Below are 14,809 nucleotides of genomic sequence, written 5' to 3'. Positions count from 1 at the left end.
CGCGAACCCCGTCCTGCGCACGACGCGGGCCTGCCGTACCACCCAGAACCGAAAGGAGACCTCCATGAGCGCCCTGCCCGCGGAGCTCCCGCCCACCCCGGAGACCGCGCCCGACGCGCTGGCCGGCTTCACCATCGGCGTCACGGCGACCAGGCGGCGCGAGGAGTTCGGCGCGCTGCTGGAACGGCGCGGCGCGCGCGTGGTGAGCGCCCCCGCCATCCGGCTGGTCCCGCTGCCCGAGGACGCCGAACTGCTCGCCGCCACCCGGGACGTGCTGGCCGGCCGGCTGGACGACGTCGTGATCACCACGGGCGTGGGCTTCCGCGGCTGGACGGCGGCGGCCGAGGGCTGGGGCCTGTCCGCCGAGCTGGCCGCCCAGCTCGGCGCCGCCCGGCTGCTCACCCGGGGCCCCAAGGCGCGGGGCGCGGTCCGGGCGGCCGGGCTCAGCGACCACTGGACCGCGGCCACCGAATCGTGCGAGGAGGTCAAGGCGCACCTGCTGGCCCAGGACCTCACCGGGCGCCGCATCGCCGTCCAGTTGCACGGCGAGCCGCTCACCGAGTTCGTGGCCGCGCTGCGGGGGGCGGGGGCCGAGGTGATCGAGGTGCCGGTCTACCGGTGGCTGCCCTACCGCGACCCCTCGCCGCTGCGGCGACTGATCACCCAGACCGTCGCGGGCACCGTGGACGCCGTCGCCTTCACCAGCGCGCCCGCCGTCCACGCCATGCTCGCCGCCGCCCGTGCCGCAGGCCAGGAGGAGCACCTGCTGGCCGCCTTCGCCGATGGCGTCGTGGCCGCGTGCGTCGGGCCGGTCACCGCCCAGCCCCTGCTCGCGCGGGGCGTCCCCGTCGTCCAGCCCGAGCGGGCCCGGCTCGGCGCGCTGGCCCGTACCCTCGCCCGGCACCTGCCCGAACACGGCGTCACCCGCCTGGTCGCCGGCGGACACGCACTGGAGATCCGTGGTCACGCGGTCGTCGTCGACGGCGACCTGCGTCCGCTGCCGCCCGCGCCCATGTCGGTCCTCAAACGCCTGGCCGACAAGCCCGGCCATGTCGTCCACCGTGGCGACCTGCGTGCCGTACTGCCCGGCAGCCAGAGCCGCGACTCGGCCGAACACGCCGTCGAGATGGCCGTCACGCGCCTGCGCCGCGCCCTGGGCGCCCGCGACGTCATCGAGACCGTCGTCAAGCGCGGCTACCGCCTCGCCTGCGACCGCCCCACCCCATGACCGCCCCCTCCCTCGCGGGTCCGCTGTCTTCCGCCGAGCCCGCGCTCGTCCTGGCCGCCCACGGGACGCGCAGCCGGGCCGGCGAGCGGACCCTGGAACACCTGGCCCACGTCATGCGCGCCCGCCGTCCGGGCCACCGGGTGACGCTCGCCTACCTGGAGATCAGCCGCCCGTCCCTCGGCTCCGTGCTCGCGACCCTCACCGGCCCGGCCGTCGTCGTGCCGCTCCTGCTGGCGGGGGGCTACCACGTCCACGTGGACCTCCCCGAAACCCTCACCCGCCGGCCCACCTCCGGCCACGTCCCGGACGTGCTGCCGGCCCGGCATCTCGGCCCGCACCCGCTCCTGGCCCACGCCCTGGCCCGCCGGCTGGACGAGGCCGGGCTCACGCCGCGGCACCGGGTGGTCCTGGGTGCGGCGGGTTCCAGCGATCCGGCCGCCCGCGCCGAGGTGCGGGCCGCCGCGCGGTTGCTCGCCGTACGGCTGGCGCGGCCGGTCACCGCGGCCTACGCCGGGGACGCCGACTTCACGGCGGAGGGCACCCCGCCCCTGGCCGCGGCCATCGGGCCGGACACCGCGATCGCCTCCTACCTGCTGGCCCCCGGCTTCTTCCACGACCGCCTCCGGGCCGCCGGCGCACCCCTGGTCAGCGCGCCGCTGGGCGAGGAGGTGGCCGAGCTCGGCTGGCTGCGCTACGACGAGGCGGTTCAGCGGGCCAGGAAGTGCCAGCCCATCCAGCACCACGCCAGGACCACCGCCACCCGCCCCGCCGGATGACGCAGCACCACCGCCAGGCACCGGCCCAGCGTCGGCAGCCTCGACTCCGGCCGCCGCCTGGCCGTCACGTCGAGGACGGCGGCGGCCACCAGGACGGCGGCGAAGGCCACGGCCATCATCATCGCCGTCGCACCAGCCACCACCCGGTCAGCAGCCACGCGAACCACCCCACCGCCCGGCCCACCGGGTCGGCCAGCAGCGGATCCAGCAGGTCACTGAACGTCGGCCGGTCCGGGGCCGGGAACAGCAGCGCCCAGAACTCCAGCACCCCGAACACGGCGGCCGGCCCCGCCCACGGCCACCACCTGCTGGGCGGGGTGGCGGGCGCCGGGGGAGCGGCGGGCCGGGGGCGCAAGGCCAGGACGGCCACCACCGTGCCGGCCGCGGCGACCGCCAGATAGGTGCGCGGCTCGAAGGACGGCAGCCCGCCACCAGCCACCGCGAGCACCCCCAACGGCAGCACCACCGGCACGAACCGGTGCACGGCCCTGGCCGCGGGGCCTTGCGCGGATGGGGTCACGAGTCAGCACCTTCCGACAGACGAGCCCGCAGGCCGGCGAGCCGCCAGCGAAGGCGGCCCGAGAATCCGGACGGGCGTGAACCGGGTGGCGTCCGGTCAGCCGGAGGCGGGTTCGAGGCGGAGCGCGCGGACGATCTCCGCGGCGGCCGCGTCCCGGGAGTGCCCGGCGTCCGCTCCCATGAACATCTCATAGTAGGCGTGCTGGAAGCACCCCGCCAGGAGCAGCCGGGCGCTGCCGGTGGGGTCGACGGAGGCGTCGACGCGGCCACGGCGCTGCTCGGCCTCCAAGTACACCGAGAGCGGCACGATCTCCGCCATCGGCCCGAGTTCGCTGTCGCGGACGGCCTCGCGGTAGCGGACGGTCACCGACGGCTCGATGAAGGCGGGCAACGCCGCCGACTGGACCTCGACGTAGTAGTCGATCCCGGCCCGGGCGGCGAAGCGGAGGTTGTCCTGGACCTCGCCCTGACCGGGCGTGAGGTTGTGCAGGATGCGGAGCCAGAGCGGGAGACGGTCCTGGAGCAGGGCGAGGAAGTGGTCCACGGGTCCGCCGGTGCGATTCTCGCGCAGCGAAAGAGCCATCTTCAGAACGCGCAGCCTGGTGTCCTGACTTCTTTGGTGCGGATCTACATGGGAAGTCGCCATGGTTGGCCTAACGTGCGCAGTCACATGGACAGGTTCGACGTGGCGCTGGCGGGATTCGGCGGTGTTTATCGACCGCGTTTCCCCTTGTCATCAAATTGTTGCCGGTTGGAGTGCCAGCCTGGTGCGATCCGCCGTAAAGAGCGCGGATAACGATTGTTGCGCGAAACCAGTGCGAAAAGGCTGAAAATTAGCTGTCAGTGTTGCCGTTGCGACGGCGGAGGTAACGCTCGAACTCGGCCGCGATCGCGTCGCCACTGGCCTCGGGCAGGTCGGCGGCGTCCTTGCGCTCCTCGAGCTCCTTGACGTACTCCGCCACCTCGGTGTCCTGCGAGGCGAGTTCGTCCACGCCGTGCTCCCAGGCGCGTGACTCCTCTTCGAGGTCGCCCACCGGCATCGGGATGTCGAGCAGGTCCTCCACCCGGCGCAGCAGGGCGAGGGTGGCCTTGGGGTTGGGCGGCTGGGCCACGTAGTGCGGCACGGAGGCCCACAGCGACACCGACTGCAGCCCGGCCGCGCCGAGCGCGTGCTGCAGGACGCCGACGATGCCGGTCGGGCCCTCGTAGCGGCTGAGCTCCAGGTTGAGCGAGCGCGCCAGGCCCTCGTCGGAGGCGGCGCCGATGATCGGCACGGGCCGGGTGTGCGGGGAGTCGTTGAGCAGCGCGCCCAGCATCACGGCCAGCTCGATGCCGAGCTCGCGGCAGACCTCGACGATCTCCTCGCAGAAGGAACGCCAGCGCATGTTCGGCTCGATGCCGCGCAGCAGGACGACGTCGCGCTCGGCGCCCGGCGGGCGGGCGTGCGACAGCCGCGTCGTCGGCCAGACGATCGAGCGCTGCAGGCCCTCGCTCAGCTCGACGATGGGCCGGGTGACCTGGAAGTCGTAGTAGTCCTCAGGGTCGAGGGCGGCCAGCGGCCGGGCCTGCCAGGTGTTCTCGAGGTGGGCGATGACGCCGCTCGACGCCTCGCCCGCGTCGTTCCACCCCTCGAACGCGGCGATCAGCACCGGGTCGACGAGCTCGGGGAGCCCTTCGAGCTCGATCACGCGCGCCCTCCTCTCGCTGGTGTGGCCTAAGCCTATGCCGTGAGGAGGGGGCCGCGTCACGACTCCGGGGGCCTTACGCTTCCAGCGCACCGCCGCCCACGGGGTTCCCGTGCGCACCGGGGTTCGCGTGGGTGTTTTCCTGGGGTTTCCCTCCTGTCTCCGCCGTCTCAGGGGCCCCGGGCGAAGGGGGCCGCCGGAGGGGCCGGGTGTCGGGGGCGCCCGGCGGGGGTAGTGACGTCGGCCTTGATCGGCCCGGTGGGCGCCCGTAGCGGGCTTCAGGGGCGGTAGCCGTACACAACGGGCGGTAGCCGTACACAAGACGGAAACCGGAGCCGTCGGCGAAGACGGAAACGCGTGTCTCACCCCGTGATCGCGCGCCAGGCGGGACGGCCGGGGTCGCTAAGCTTGGGGGCATGAACAGCTCCCCATCCTTCCGTGAAGTCCTGTCCCAGCGCGTGGTCGTCGCCGACGGGGCGATGGGGACGATGCTGCAGGCCCAGGACCCCACCCTCGACGACTTCGAGGGGCACGAGGGCTGCAACGAGGTGCTCAACGTCACCCGGCCGGACATCGTCGCCGGGGTGCACGAGGCGTACTTCGCGGTCGGGGTGGACTGCGTGGAGACCAACACCTTCGGCGCCAACCTGTCGGCGCTCGGCGAGTACGACATCTCCGAGCGCGTGTACGAGTACTCCGAGGCCGGCGCGCGCCTGGCCCGGCAGGCGGCCGACCGCTGGTCCACGCCGGAGCACCCGCGGTTCGTGCTGGGCTCGATGGGCCCGGGCACCAAGCTGCCCACGCTGGGGCACCTGCCGTACAAGACGCTGCGCGACGCCTACCGCGACAACGCGGCGGGCCTGATCGCCGGCGGCGCGGACGCGCTGATCATCGAGACCAGCCAGGACCTGCTGCAGGTGAAGGCGGCGGTCGTCGGCGCGAAGCGGGCGATCTCGGCCGCCGGGCGCGACGTGCCGATCATCGCGCAGGTGACGATCGAGACCAACGGCGCGATGCTGCTGGGCTCCGAGATCGGCGCGGCGCTGACCGCGATCGAGCCGCTGGGCGTCGACATCGTCGGCCTCAACTGCGCCACCGGCCCGGCCGAGATGAGCGAGCACCTGCGCCACCTGGCCCGCCACTCGCGCCTGAAGCTGTCGTGCATGCCGAACGCGGGCCTGCCGGTGCTGACCGCCGACGGGGCCTACTACCCGCTGAGCCCGGCCGAGCTGGCCGACGCGCACGAGGCCTTCACCCGCGACTACGGCCTGACGCTGGTGGGCGGCTGCTGCGGCACCACCCCCGAGCACCTGCGCCACGTGGTGGAGCGCGTCGGCGTCGGCGCCGCGGCCCCCGCGCCGGAGCAGGAGGAGGTCCGCCCGGGCAAGGCCCCGGCCGCGCGCAAGCCGCAGCCCGAGCCGGGCGTCTCCTCGCTCTACCAGTCGGTCCCCTTCCGGCAGGACACCTCCTACCTGGCCATCGGCGAGCGCTGCAACACCAACGGCTCCAAGGCCTTCCGCGAGGCGATGCTGGCCGGCCGCTGGGACGACTGCGTCGAGATGGCCCGCGACCAGGCCCGCGACGGCGCCCACCTGCTCGACCTGTGCGTCGACTACGTGGGCCGCGACGGCGTGGCCGACATGAAGAAGCTGGCCTTCCGCTTCGCCACCGCCTCCACGCTGCCGATCATGCTCGACTCGACCGAGCCGGCGGTGCTGCAGGCCGGTCTGGAGATGCTCGGCGGCCGGGCGGCGGTCAACTCGGTCAACTACGAGGACGGCGCCGGCCCCGACTCCCGCTTCCAGAAGATCATGCGGCTGGTGAGCGAGCACGGCGCGGCCGTGGTGGCGCTGACCATCGACGAGGAGGGCCAGGCCCGCACCGCCGAGTGGAAGGTGCGCGTGGCCTCCCGGCTGATCGACGACCTCACCGCCAACTGGGGGATGCGCGTCGAGGACATCATCGTCGACTGCCTGACCTTCCCGATCGCCACCGGCCAGGAGGAGACCAGGCGCGACGGCCTGGAGACCATCGAGGCCATCCGCGAGCTCAAGCGGCGCTACCCGACGGTGCAGACCACGCTGGGCCTGTCCAACATCTCCTTCGGCCTCAACCCGGCCGCGCGCATCGTGCTCAACTCGGTCTTCCTCAACGAGTGCGTCAACGCCGGGCTCGACTCGGCGATCGTGCACGCCTCCAAGATCCTGCCGATGGCGCGCATCCCCGACGAGCAGCGCCAGGTCGCGCTCGACATGGTCTACGACCGCCGCCGCGAGGGCTACGACCCGCTGCAGCGCTTCATGGACCTGTTCGAGGGCGTCGACGCGGCCGCGATGCGCCAGGGCAAGGCCGAGGAGCTGGCCGCGCTGCCGCTGTGGGAGCGGCTCAAGCGCCGCATCATCGACGGCGAGAAGAAGGGCCTGGAGGCCGACCTCGAGGACGCGCTGACCCAGCGGCCCGCCCTGGAGATCATCAACGACGTGCTGCTCGACGGCATGAAGACGGTCGGCGAGCTGTTCGGCTCCGGCCAGATGCAGCTTCCCTTCGTGCTGCAGTCGGCCGAGGTGATGAAGACCGCGGTGGCCCACCTGGAGCCGCACATGGAGCGGGTCGAGGGCGAGACCAAGGGCCGGATCGTGCTGGCCACGGTCAAGGGCGACGTGCACGACATCGGCAAGAACCTGGTCGACATCATCCTGTCCAACAACGGCTACGAGGTGGTCAACCTCGGCATCAAGCAGCCGGTGAGCGCCATCCTGGAGGCGGCCGAGGACAAGCGGGCCGACGTGATCGGCATGTCCGGCCTGCTGGTCAAGTCGACCGTGATCATGAAGGAGAACCTCGAGGAGATGAACTCCCGGGGCATCTCCACCCGCTTCCCGGTGCTGCTCGGCGGCGCGGCGCTGACCCGCGCCTACGTCGAGCAGGACCTGGCGGGCATGTTCGAGGGCCAGGTCCGCTACGCCCGCGACGCCTTCGAGGGCCTGCGCCTGATGGACGCCTTCATGGCGCACAAGCGCGAGGGCGCCCCGCTGCCCGCGCTGCGCGAGCGCCGCGTCAAGACCGGCGCGGTGCTCCAGCGCACCGCGGTCGAGGAGCTGCCCGCCCGCTCCGACGTGGCCGCCGACAACCCGCTGCCGGTCGCGCCGTTCCTCGGCGACCGCATCGTCAAGGGCATCTCGCTCAACGACTACGCCTCCTTCCTGGACGAGCGGGCGCTGTTCCTGGGCCAGTGGGGGCTCAAGCCGACCCGCGGCGGCGACGGGCCCGGCTACGACGAGCTCGTCGAGACAGAGGGCCGGCCGCGGCTGCGCATGTGGCTGGAGCGGATCCAGACCGAGGGCCTGCTGGAGGCGGCGGTCGTCTACGGCTACTTCCCGTGCGTCAGCGACGGCGACTCGCTGATCATCCTCGACGACGCCGGCGACGAGCGCACCCGCTTCACCTTCCCGCGCCAGCGGCGCGACCGGCACCTGTGCCTGTCGGACTTCTTCCGCTCGCGCGAGTCGGGCCAGACCGACGTCGTGGCCTTCCAGGTGGCGACCATGGGCGGGCGCATCTCCGAGGCGACGGCCGAGCTGTTCGCCAAGGACGCCTACCGCGACTACCTGGAGCTGCACGGCCTGTCGGTGCAGCTCACCGAGGCGCTGGCGGAGTACTGGCACGCCCGCGTCCGGGCCGAGCTCGGCATCGGCGGCGGTGAGTCGCTGGACGACATGCTCAAGGTCAACATCCAGGGCTGCCGCTACTCCTTCGGCTACCCGGCCTGCCCCAACCTGGAGGACCAGCAGCAGCTCTTCGAACTGCTGCGGCCCGAGCGCATCGGGGTGAGCCTGTCGGAGGAGTTCCAGCTCCACCCCGAGCAGGCCACCTCCGCCCTGGTCGCCCACCACCCGGAGGCGAAGTACTTCAACGTCTGAACCGACCTCCCCGATCGGTACGGCAGGCGGGCCGAGCCCCGCTCCTCCGGGATGCCCGGGGTCAGGAGCTGGGCAAAGGCCCGTCTACCCCGGCGCGCAGGAATGCGCGGCCCGCCTGGCATCGTTGACACTTGCCCGATCGAGAGCAGGGAGAATGCATGGAAGCGGTCTTCTTCGACATGGACGGCCTTCTGGTCGACACCGAGAAGCTGTGGCTGGAGGTGGAGACCAAGGTCATGGCCAAGCTCGGCGGCGAGTGGACGCCGGAGCACCAGACCCACCTGGTGGGCGGCTCGATGGAGCGCACGGTGGCCTACATGCTGGCCGTCTCCGGCTCCGACGTCGCCCCCGAGACGCTGCGTGAGTGGATGATCCAGGGCATGATCTCCCGGCTGCGCGAGGGCGTGACGATGATGCCCGGCGCGCTGGAGCTGCTCGACGCGCTGCGCGCCGAGGGGGTGCCCGTGGCGCTGGTGACCTCCTCGCTGAAGGAGATCGCCGACGCGGTGCTGACCTTCGTGGGCCGCGAGCGGTTCGACACCATCGTGACCGCCGACGACGTGACGCACACCAAGCCCGACCCCGAGCCCTACCTGACCGCGGCGCAGCGGCTGGGCGTGGAGCCGACCCGCTGCGTGGTCCTGGAGGACTCGCCGAACGGGGTGGCGGCCGGAACGGCGGCCGGGTGCGCCGTCGTGGCGGTGCCGAGCCTGCTGCCGATCGAGCCCGCGCCAGGACGTCTCGTTCTGGTCTCATTGACTGAGACCAACGTGTCTCAACTTCGTGACCTTGTGTCCACCGGGTCATGACCCAATCACGATTGCGACACAGGTCGTGACTAGGGCTTTTCCTGACACAACCCCGCCAGAGACCATACTCCGAAGACCTATGACCGGGTCCGTCCTTGGCAGGACGGAACTTACTGAGGTGGAATATGGAAGCACGAAAGCGACTGTCCGCGGTCGTGGCCGGCGGCGCTCTGCTGCTGGCGGCGGCCGCCTGTGGCGGTGGCGGGGGGACGGGCAACCAGCCGGGCGAGAGCACGCAGCCCTCCGCAGGGGGCGGCGGGGACAAGGCCTTCGTCTGGGCACTGTCGGCTGAGCCCAAGGCCCTGGACGGCGCGTACGTCAGCGACGGCGAGTCGCTCCGGGTCGTCCGCCAGATCTTCGAGGGTCTGGTCGGCACCAAGCCCGGCGCCACCGACGTGGTCCCGGCGCTGGCCACAAAGTGGGAGTCCACCGACGCCACCAACTGGACCTTCACCCTCAAGCAGGGCGTGAAGTTCCACGACGGCACCGACTTCGACGCCGAGGCCGCCTGCTGGAACTTCGAGCGCTGGTTCAACTTCAAGGGCGCCCAGCAGAACCCCGCGGTCAGCTACTACTGGCAGACCGTCTTCGGCGGCTTCGCGAAGAACGAAGACCCGGAGATGACGCCCAGCTCCTACAAGGGCTGCAAGACCGAGGGCGCCGACAAGATCGTCATCAGCCTCGCCTCGCCGTCGGCCAGCTTCATCTCCGCGCTGAGCCTGCCGTCGTTCTCGATGGTCAGCCCCGCCGCGATCCAGAAGAGCGGCGACGCGGTCGAGATGAAGGGCGACGCGCCGGAGTTCACCGGCAAGTTCGCCACCGAGGCCCCGGTCGGCACCGGCCCCTACAAGTTCGTCTCCTGGGCCCGCGGTGACAAGCTCACCCTGGAGGCCTTCGACGGCTACCACGGCGAGAAGGCCAAGATCAAGTCGCTGATCTTCCGCGCCATCTCCGACGCCCCCGCCCGCCGCCAGGCTCTGGAGAGCGGCGAGATCGACGGCTTCGACCAGGTCGAGCCCGCCGACGTCGAGACGCTGAAGGGCGCCGGCTACACCATCCAGGAGCGCCCGGCGCTCAACGTGGGCTACATCGGCTTCAACCAGAAGCTCGCGCCGATGGACAACCCCAAGATCCGCCAGGCCATCGCCCACGCGATCAACCGTGAGGCCCTGGTCAAGGCGAAGTACCCGCCCGGCTCCACCGTGGCGACCCAGTTCATGCCGCCGGAGCTGGCCGGCTACAACGAGCAGGTCACGACCTACCCGTACGACGTGAACAAGGCCAAGCAGCTCATCGCCGAGTCCGGCGTGGCCAACCCGACGGTCGAGCTCTGGTACCCGACCGGCGTCACCCGCCCGTACATGCCCGACCCCAAGGCCAACTTCGAGGCCTTCAAGGCCGACCTCGAGGCCGCCGGCTTCAAGGTCGTCGTCAAGTCGGCGCGGTGGACCCCCGAGTACATCGACGCCGTCGACAACGGCAAGGCCATGATCTTCATGATCGGCTGGAACGCCGACTTCGCCGACGCCGACAACTTCGTCGGGACCTTCTTCCAGGCCCCGCAGAAGCGCTGGAGCTTCGACAACAAGGAGATCTTCGGCAAGCTCGACGAGGCCGAGCGCGAGACGGACCCCGCCAAGCGGACCGCCCTGTACCAGGAAGCCAACAAGCTCATCATGGACTTCCTGCCCGGCCTGCCGTACGTGCACAACAAGTCGTTCGTCGGCCTCGGCAAGGACATCAAGGGCTTCCTCACCGACCCGCTGAGCAACGAGAACTTCTCCCTGGTGTCCCGAGGCTGATGCTCCGGTTCATCGTCCGGCGGCTCCTGGTGCTCGTTCCCGTGCTCCTGGGGCTGTCGATAGCACTCTTCGCATGGGTGCGCGCGCTGCCCGGATCGCCTGCACAGGCGCTTCTGGGCGAGCGCGCCACCCAGGCGCAGATCGATCTCATCAACCGGCAGATGGGCCTGGATGAGCCGATCTACGTCCAGTACTTCAGGTTCCTGGGCAAGATCGTGCAGTTCGACTTCGGCACTTCTGTCCAGACCAATCAGCCGGTCCTCGACGAGATGATCCGGCGCTTCCCCGCCACCTTCGAGCTCGGCGTCACGGCGCTGCTGCTGGCCGTGGTCGTCGGCGTCCCCCTGGGCTACTTCGCGGCCCGGCGCGGCGGGACGTGGCTCGACTCGGCCACCATCACCGGCTCGCTGGTCGGCATCACCATTCCGGTGTTCTTCCTCGCGTACATGCTGAAGTACGTCTTCGCCGTCAAGCTGGGCTGGTTCCCCAACACCGGCCGGCAAGAGGCGCGGATGCTGAACGTCGAGCACCCCACCGGTTTCTACGTCCTGGACGGCCTGGTCACCGGGAACATGGCCGCCTTCTGGGACGCGATCCTGCACCTGGTCCTGCCGGCCGTCGCGCTGGCCACGATCCCGCTGGCGATCATCGCGCGCATCACGCGCGCCGCCGTGCTGGACGTGCTCAACGAGGACTACGTGCGCACGGCCGAGTCCAAGGGCCTCACCGCCGGGGTGGTGACCCGCCGGCACGTGCTGCGCAACGCGCTGCTGCCGGTGACCACCGTGGTCGGCCTGCAGTTCGGCCTGCTCATGTCGGGAGCGATCCTGACCGAGACCGTCTTCGCCTTCCCCGGCGTGGGCAAGTTCGTCGCCGACGCCATTCCCACCCGCGACTATCCCAGCATCCAGGGGTTCATCCTGGTGATCGCCACCCTCTTCGTGCTGATCAACCTGGTGGTGGACGTGGCCTACGGCCTGATTGATCCGAGGGTGAGGGTCAAATGAGCCTTGGAGCCGCAGAGGCCGCCATCACGGTGGCCGAGGAGCAGGGCGGCGGCCTGTGGCGCGAGGCCGTCAAGCGGCTGTCGCGCAACCCCGCCGCGATCATCGGGGCCGTCCTCATCGCGTTGTTCGTCTTCGTGGCGATCTTCGCCGACTGGCTGGCCCCGTACACCGCCATGGCCCCCGACCTGTCCCAGATCGAGGGCCCCGGCCACGTGCCGGGCCCGAGCGCGGAGCACTGGCTGGGCCTGGACGACAACGGCCGCGACCTGCTGTCCAGGATCATCCTGGGGGCCCGGCAGTCGCTGCTGGTCGGCGTGGTCTCGCTGCTGTTCGGCATGGCCGGCGGCATCATCCTGGGCCTGCTGGCCGGCGGGCTGGGCGGCTGGGTGGACTCCACCGTGATGCGCCTGGTTGACATGATGCTCGCCATCCCCGGCCTGCTGTTCGCCATCGGCATCGCCGCCATGCTGGGGCAGGGCATGACCGCCGTGATGATCGCCATCGGCGTCGTCAACATCCCGGTCTTCGCCCGGCTGCTGCGTGGCCAGATGCTGGCCCAGCGCGAGGCCGACTACGCGCTGGCCGCCAAGTCCCTGGGCGTCAAGCGCAGCCGGATCATCCTCGGGCACGTCTTCCCCAACTCGCTCACCCCGGTGATCGTGCAGGGGACCCTGACGCTGGCCACGGCCATCATCGAGGCGGCCGGCCTGGCCTTCCTCGGGCTGTCCGGCGAGGACCCCTCCATCCCGGAGTGGGGCCGCATGCTCGCCGAGTCGCAGCGCCACCTGGCCAACGCCCCGCAACTGGTCATCGCGCCCGGCGTGGCGATCGTCCTGGCCGCGCTCGGCTTCACGCTGCTCGGCGAAGCGCTGCGCGAGGCCCTCGACCCGAAGTACCGGCGGTGAACGTGAACAACCTGCTCGACGTCAACGATCTGGAGATCGTCTTCAGTCGTCGGGGCCGCCGGGACGTGCGCGCGGTCGACAAGGTCAGCTTCTCCGTCGCGCCCGGCGAGACCGTCGGCCTGGTCGGCGAGTCCGGCTGCGGCAAGTCGGTGACCTCGCTGGCCATCATGGGCCTGCTCCCCAAGCGGGGCGTACGGCTCGGCGGCAGCATCTCCTTCGACGGCACCGAACTGATCGGCCTGCCCCAGGACAAGCTGCGCCGCATGCGCGGCCGCGACCTGGCCATGGTCTTCCAGGACCCGATGACCTCGCTCAACCCGGTGATCCCCATCGGCACGCAGGTCACCGAGGTGCTGGTGCGCCATCGCGGGCTCAGCGGCGACGTCGCCCGCAAGGAGGCGGCCGACCTGCTGGCCAGGGTCGGCATCCCCGACCCGGCGCGGCGGCTGAAGGAGTACCCGCACCAGTTGTCCGGCGGCATGCGCCAGCGCGCCCTCATCGCGATGGCGCTGGCGGCCAAGCCCCGGCTGCTGATCGCCGACGAGCCCACCACGGCGCTCGACGTGACCATCCAGGCGCAGATCCTGGAGCTGCTCAAGGAGCTCGTGCGCGAGTCCGGCACCGCGCTCATCATGATCACGCACGACCTGGGCGTGGTCGCGGGCATGTGCGACAGCGTTCACGTCATGTACTCCGGGCGGATCGTGGAGCGGGCCGGGCGGCGCGAGCTGTTCGGCCACCCGCGTCACCCGTACACCGGCGGCCTGCTCGCCTCCATCCCGCGCCTCGACCAGCCCCGGGGGGAGCGCCTGGAGCCCATCCAGGGCTCGCCGCGCGACATGCTGGCCTGGGCCGAGGGCTGCGCCTTCGCACCGCGCTGCCGCAACCGGGTGGAGGAGTGCGTCGGCACGCCGCCCGCGCTCGGGCCCGACCGCCTGCGGCCGGAGCACGAGCTGCGCTGCTACAACCCGCTCGGGGGATCGAATGACTGAGCAGACCAACGACGACGTGCTGATGTCCGTGCGCGGGCTCAAGGTGCACTTCCCGATCAAGAAGGGGGTGTTCGTCGACAAGGTCGTCGGGCACGTCCGGGCGGTCGACGGGGTGGACCTCGACATCCGCAGGGGCAAGACCTACGGCCTGGTCGGCGAGTCCGGCTGCGGCAAGTCGACGCTCGGCCGGGCGATGCTCCGGCTGGTCGAGCCCACCGACGGCACGGTCACCTTCGACGGCGTCGAGATGCGCTCGCTGCGGCCCGAGCCGCTGCGGCTGCTGCGGCGCCGGCTCCAGATGGTCTTCCAGGACCCCCTGGCGTCCCTGGACCCGCGCCAGAGCGTGGAGTCGATCCTGACCGAGCCGCTGCGCACGCACGCCTTCAAGGGCGATCACGGCGCGCGCGTGCGGGAACTGCTCGACGTGGTCGGCCTGCCGGCCAACGCCGCCGGGCGCTACCCGCACGAGTTCTCCGGCGGCCAGCGCCAGCGGGTGGGTATCGCCCGCGCGATCGCGCTCAACCCGGAGATGATCATCGCGGACGAGCCGGTCTCCGCGCTGGACGTGTCGATCCAGGCGCAGATCGTCAACCTGCTGGAGGACCTGCAGGAGCAGCTCGGCCTCACCTACGTGGTCGTCGCGCACGACCTGGCGGTGGTGCGGCACGTCAGCGACACGATCGGGGTCATGTACCTCGGCGCGATCGTCGAGGAGTCCTCCTCCGACGAGCTGTACGCCGAGCCGCTGCACCCGTACACGATCGCGCTGATGTCGGCGATCCCGATCCCCGACCCCGAGGTCGAGGAGCGGCGTGAGCGCATCCTGCTCACCGGGGACCTGCCCTCGCCGGCCAACATCCCGCCCGGCTGCCGCTTCCACACCCGCTGCCCCTTCCGGCAGACCACCCGCTGCGCCGACGAGGTGCCGGCGCTGCGGGAGATCCGGCCGGGGCGCAAGGTGGCCTGCCACTGGTCGGAGGAGATCGTCTCCGGCCGCATCCAGGCCGCGGCCAGCTCGCACGACCCGACCGCGACCGAGGTCGGCCTGCCCGTCTGACCGGCCGGCCGCCGCCCGCTCACTCCCCGGCGCTCCGCCGTACTGTGGAAGAAGCCCTTCCCGTACGGCGGGGCGCTTCGCCGTATCGGGGGCGGCGCATCCGGTATGC

The 14,809-nt window shown here is 71.4% G+C and carries 13 protein-coding genes; 9 read left to right on the top strand and 4 right to left on the bottom strand.

From position 1 onward, the window contains the following. Positions 1-64 precede the first annotated feature (64 nt). Together ACIBG7_RS37000 and ACIBG7_RS36995 are read left to right on the top strand one after the other, a co-directional pair. Entirely contained in the window at positions 65-1,228 is a 1,164-nt protein-coding gene (locus ACIBG7_RS37000; RefSeq protein ID WP_357931640.1) for a uroporphyrinogen-III synthase, read from the top strand. After that, on the top strand, positions 1,225-2,004 hold the full coding sequence (locus ACIBG7_RS36995; protein ID WP_397339262.1) for a sirohydrochlorin chelatase: 780 nt from the start codon (positions 1,225-1,227) through the stop codon (positions 2,002-2,004). The genes ACIBG7_RS37000 and ACIBG7_RS36995 overlap by 4 nt, the downstream gene beginning before the upstream one ends. On the opposite strand, the gene ACIBG7_RS36990 is transcribed toward ACIBG7_RS36995, so the two are convergent. The 4 genes from ACIBG7_RS36990 to ACIBG7_RS36975 all read right to left on the bottom strand — a co-directional run bounded on the left by ACIBG7_RS36990 (position 1,935) and on the right by ACIBG7_RS36975 (position 4,211). After that, entirely contained in the window at positions 1,935-2,126 is a 192-nt protein-coding gene (locus ACIBG7_RS36990; RefSeq protein ID WP_397339261.1) for a DUF6186 family protein, read from the bottom strand. The genes ACIBG7_RS36995 and ACIBG7_RS36990 overlap by 70 nt on opposite strands. Further along, positions 2,123-2,524, bottom strand: a complete 402-nt coding sequence (locus tag ACIBG7_RS36985) for a hypothetical protein (RefSeq protein ID WP_357931649.1) — start codon at positions 2,522-2,524, stop codon at positions 2,123-2,125. The genes ACIBG7_RS36990 and ACIBG7_RS36985 overlap by 4 nt, the downstream gene beginning before the upstream one ends. 96 nt (positions 2,525-2,620) lie before the next feature. Continuing rightward, on the bottom strand, positions 2,621-3,106 hold the full coding sequence (locus ACIBG7_RS36980; RefSeq protein WP_357931652.1) for a hypothetical protein: 486 nt from the start codon (positions 3,104-3,106) through the stop codon (positions 2,621-2,623). Positions 3,107-3,356: 250 nt separating this feature from the next. After that, positions 3,357-4,211 (bottom strand): PAC2 family protein, encoded by an 855-nt coding sequence (locus ACIBG7_RS36975; RefSeq protein WP_357931655.1) that lies wholly within the window; start codon positions 4,209-4,211, stop codon positions 3,357-3,359. Positions 4,212-4,624: 413 nt separating this feature from the next. Between ACIBG7_RS36975 and metH the strand changes: the two genes are divergently transcribed. The 7 genes from metH to ACIBG7_RS36940 all read left to right on the top strand — a co-directional run bounded on the left by metH (position 4,625) and on the right by ACIBG7_RS36940 (position 14,700). Continuing rightward, positions 4,625-8,128: a methionine synthase gene (gene metH / locus ACIBG7_RS36970; protein WP_397339260.1), complete on the top strand. Its 3,504-nt coding sequence runs from the start codon at positions 4,625-4,627 to the stop codon at positions 8,126-8,128. Between the two features lie 158 nt (positions 8,129-8,286). Beyond that, positions 8,287-8,937, top strand: a complete 651-nt coding sequence (locus ACIBG7_RS36965; RefSeq protein ID WP_357931661.1) for an HAD family phosphatase — start codon at positions 8,287-8,289, stop codon at positions 8,935-8,937. Between the two features lie 125 nt (positions 8,938-9,062). Next, positions 9,063-10,739, top strand: coding sequence for an ABC transporter substrate-binding protein (locus tag ACIBG7_RS36960; protein ID WP_397339259.1), 1,677 nt, complete (start codon positions 9,063-9,065; stop codon positions 10,737-10,739). Beyond that, entirely contained in the window at positions 10,739-11,746 is a 1,008-nt protein-coding gene (locus ACIBG7_RS36955) for an ABC transporter permease (RefSeq protein WP_357931667.1), read from the top strand. The genes ACIBG7_RS36960 and ACIBG7_RS36955 overlap by 1 nt, the downstream gene beginning before the upstream one ends. Beyond that, positions 11,743-12,651, top strand: a complete 909-nt coding sequence (locus ACIBG7_RS36950) for an ABC transporter permease (RefSeq protein WP_357931670.1) — start codon at positions 11,743-11,745, stop codon at positions 12,649-12,651. Before ACIBG7_RS36955 ends, ACIBG7_RS36950 begins: the two co-directional genes overlap by 4 nt. Continuing rightward, positions 12,648-13,643, top strand: coding sequence for an ABC transporter ATP-binding protein (locus ACIBG7_RS36945; RefSeq protein WP_397339258.1), 996 nt, complete (start codon positions 12,648-12,650; stop codon positions 13,641-13,643). The genes ACIBG7_RS36950 and ACIBG7_RS36945 overlap by 4 nt, the downstream gene beginning before the upstream one ends. Continuing rightward, positions 13,636-14,700: an oligopeptide/dipeptide ABC transporter ATP-binding protein gene (locus tag ACIBG7_RS36940; protein ID WP_357931676.1), complete on the top strand. Its 1,065-nt coding sequence runs from the start codon at positions 13,636-13,638 to the stop codon at positions 14,698-14,700. Before ACIBG7_RS36945 ends, ACIBG7_RS36940 begins: the two co-directional genes overlap by 8 nt. Positions 14,701-14,809: the final 109 nt, after the last annotated feature.

The organism is Nonomuraea sp. NPDC050328 (genome assembly GCF_044459405.1).
In the GTDB taxonomy this organism is placed as follows: Bacteria; Actinomycetota; Actinomycetes; order Streptosporangiales; family Streptosporangiaceae; genus Nonomuraea.
Note: the sequence above shows the minus strand (reverse complement) of the source record. Positions and strands in the feature narration are given on the sequence as shown.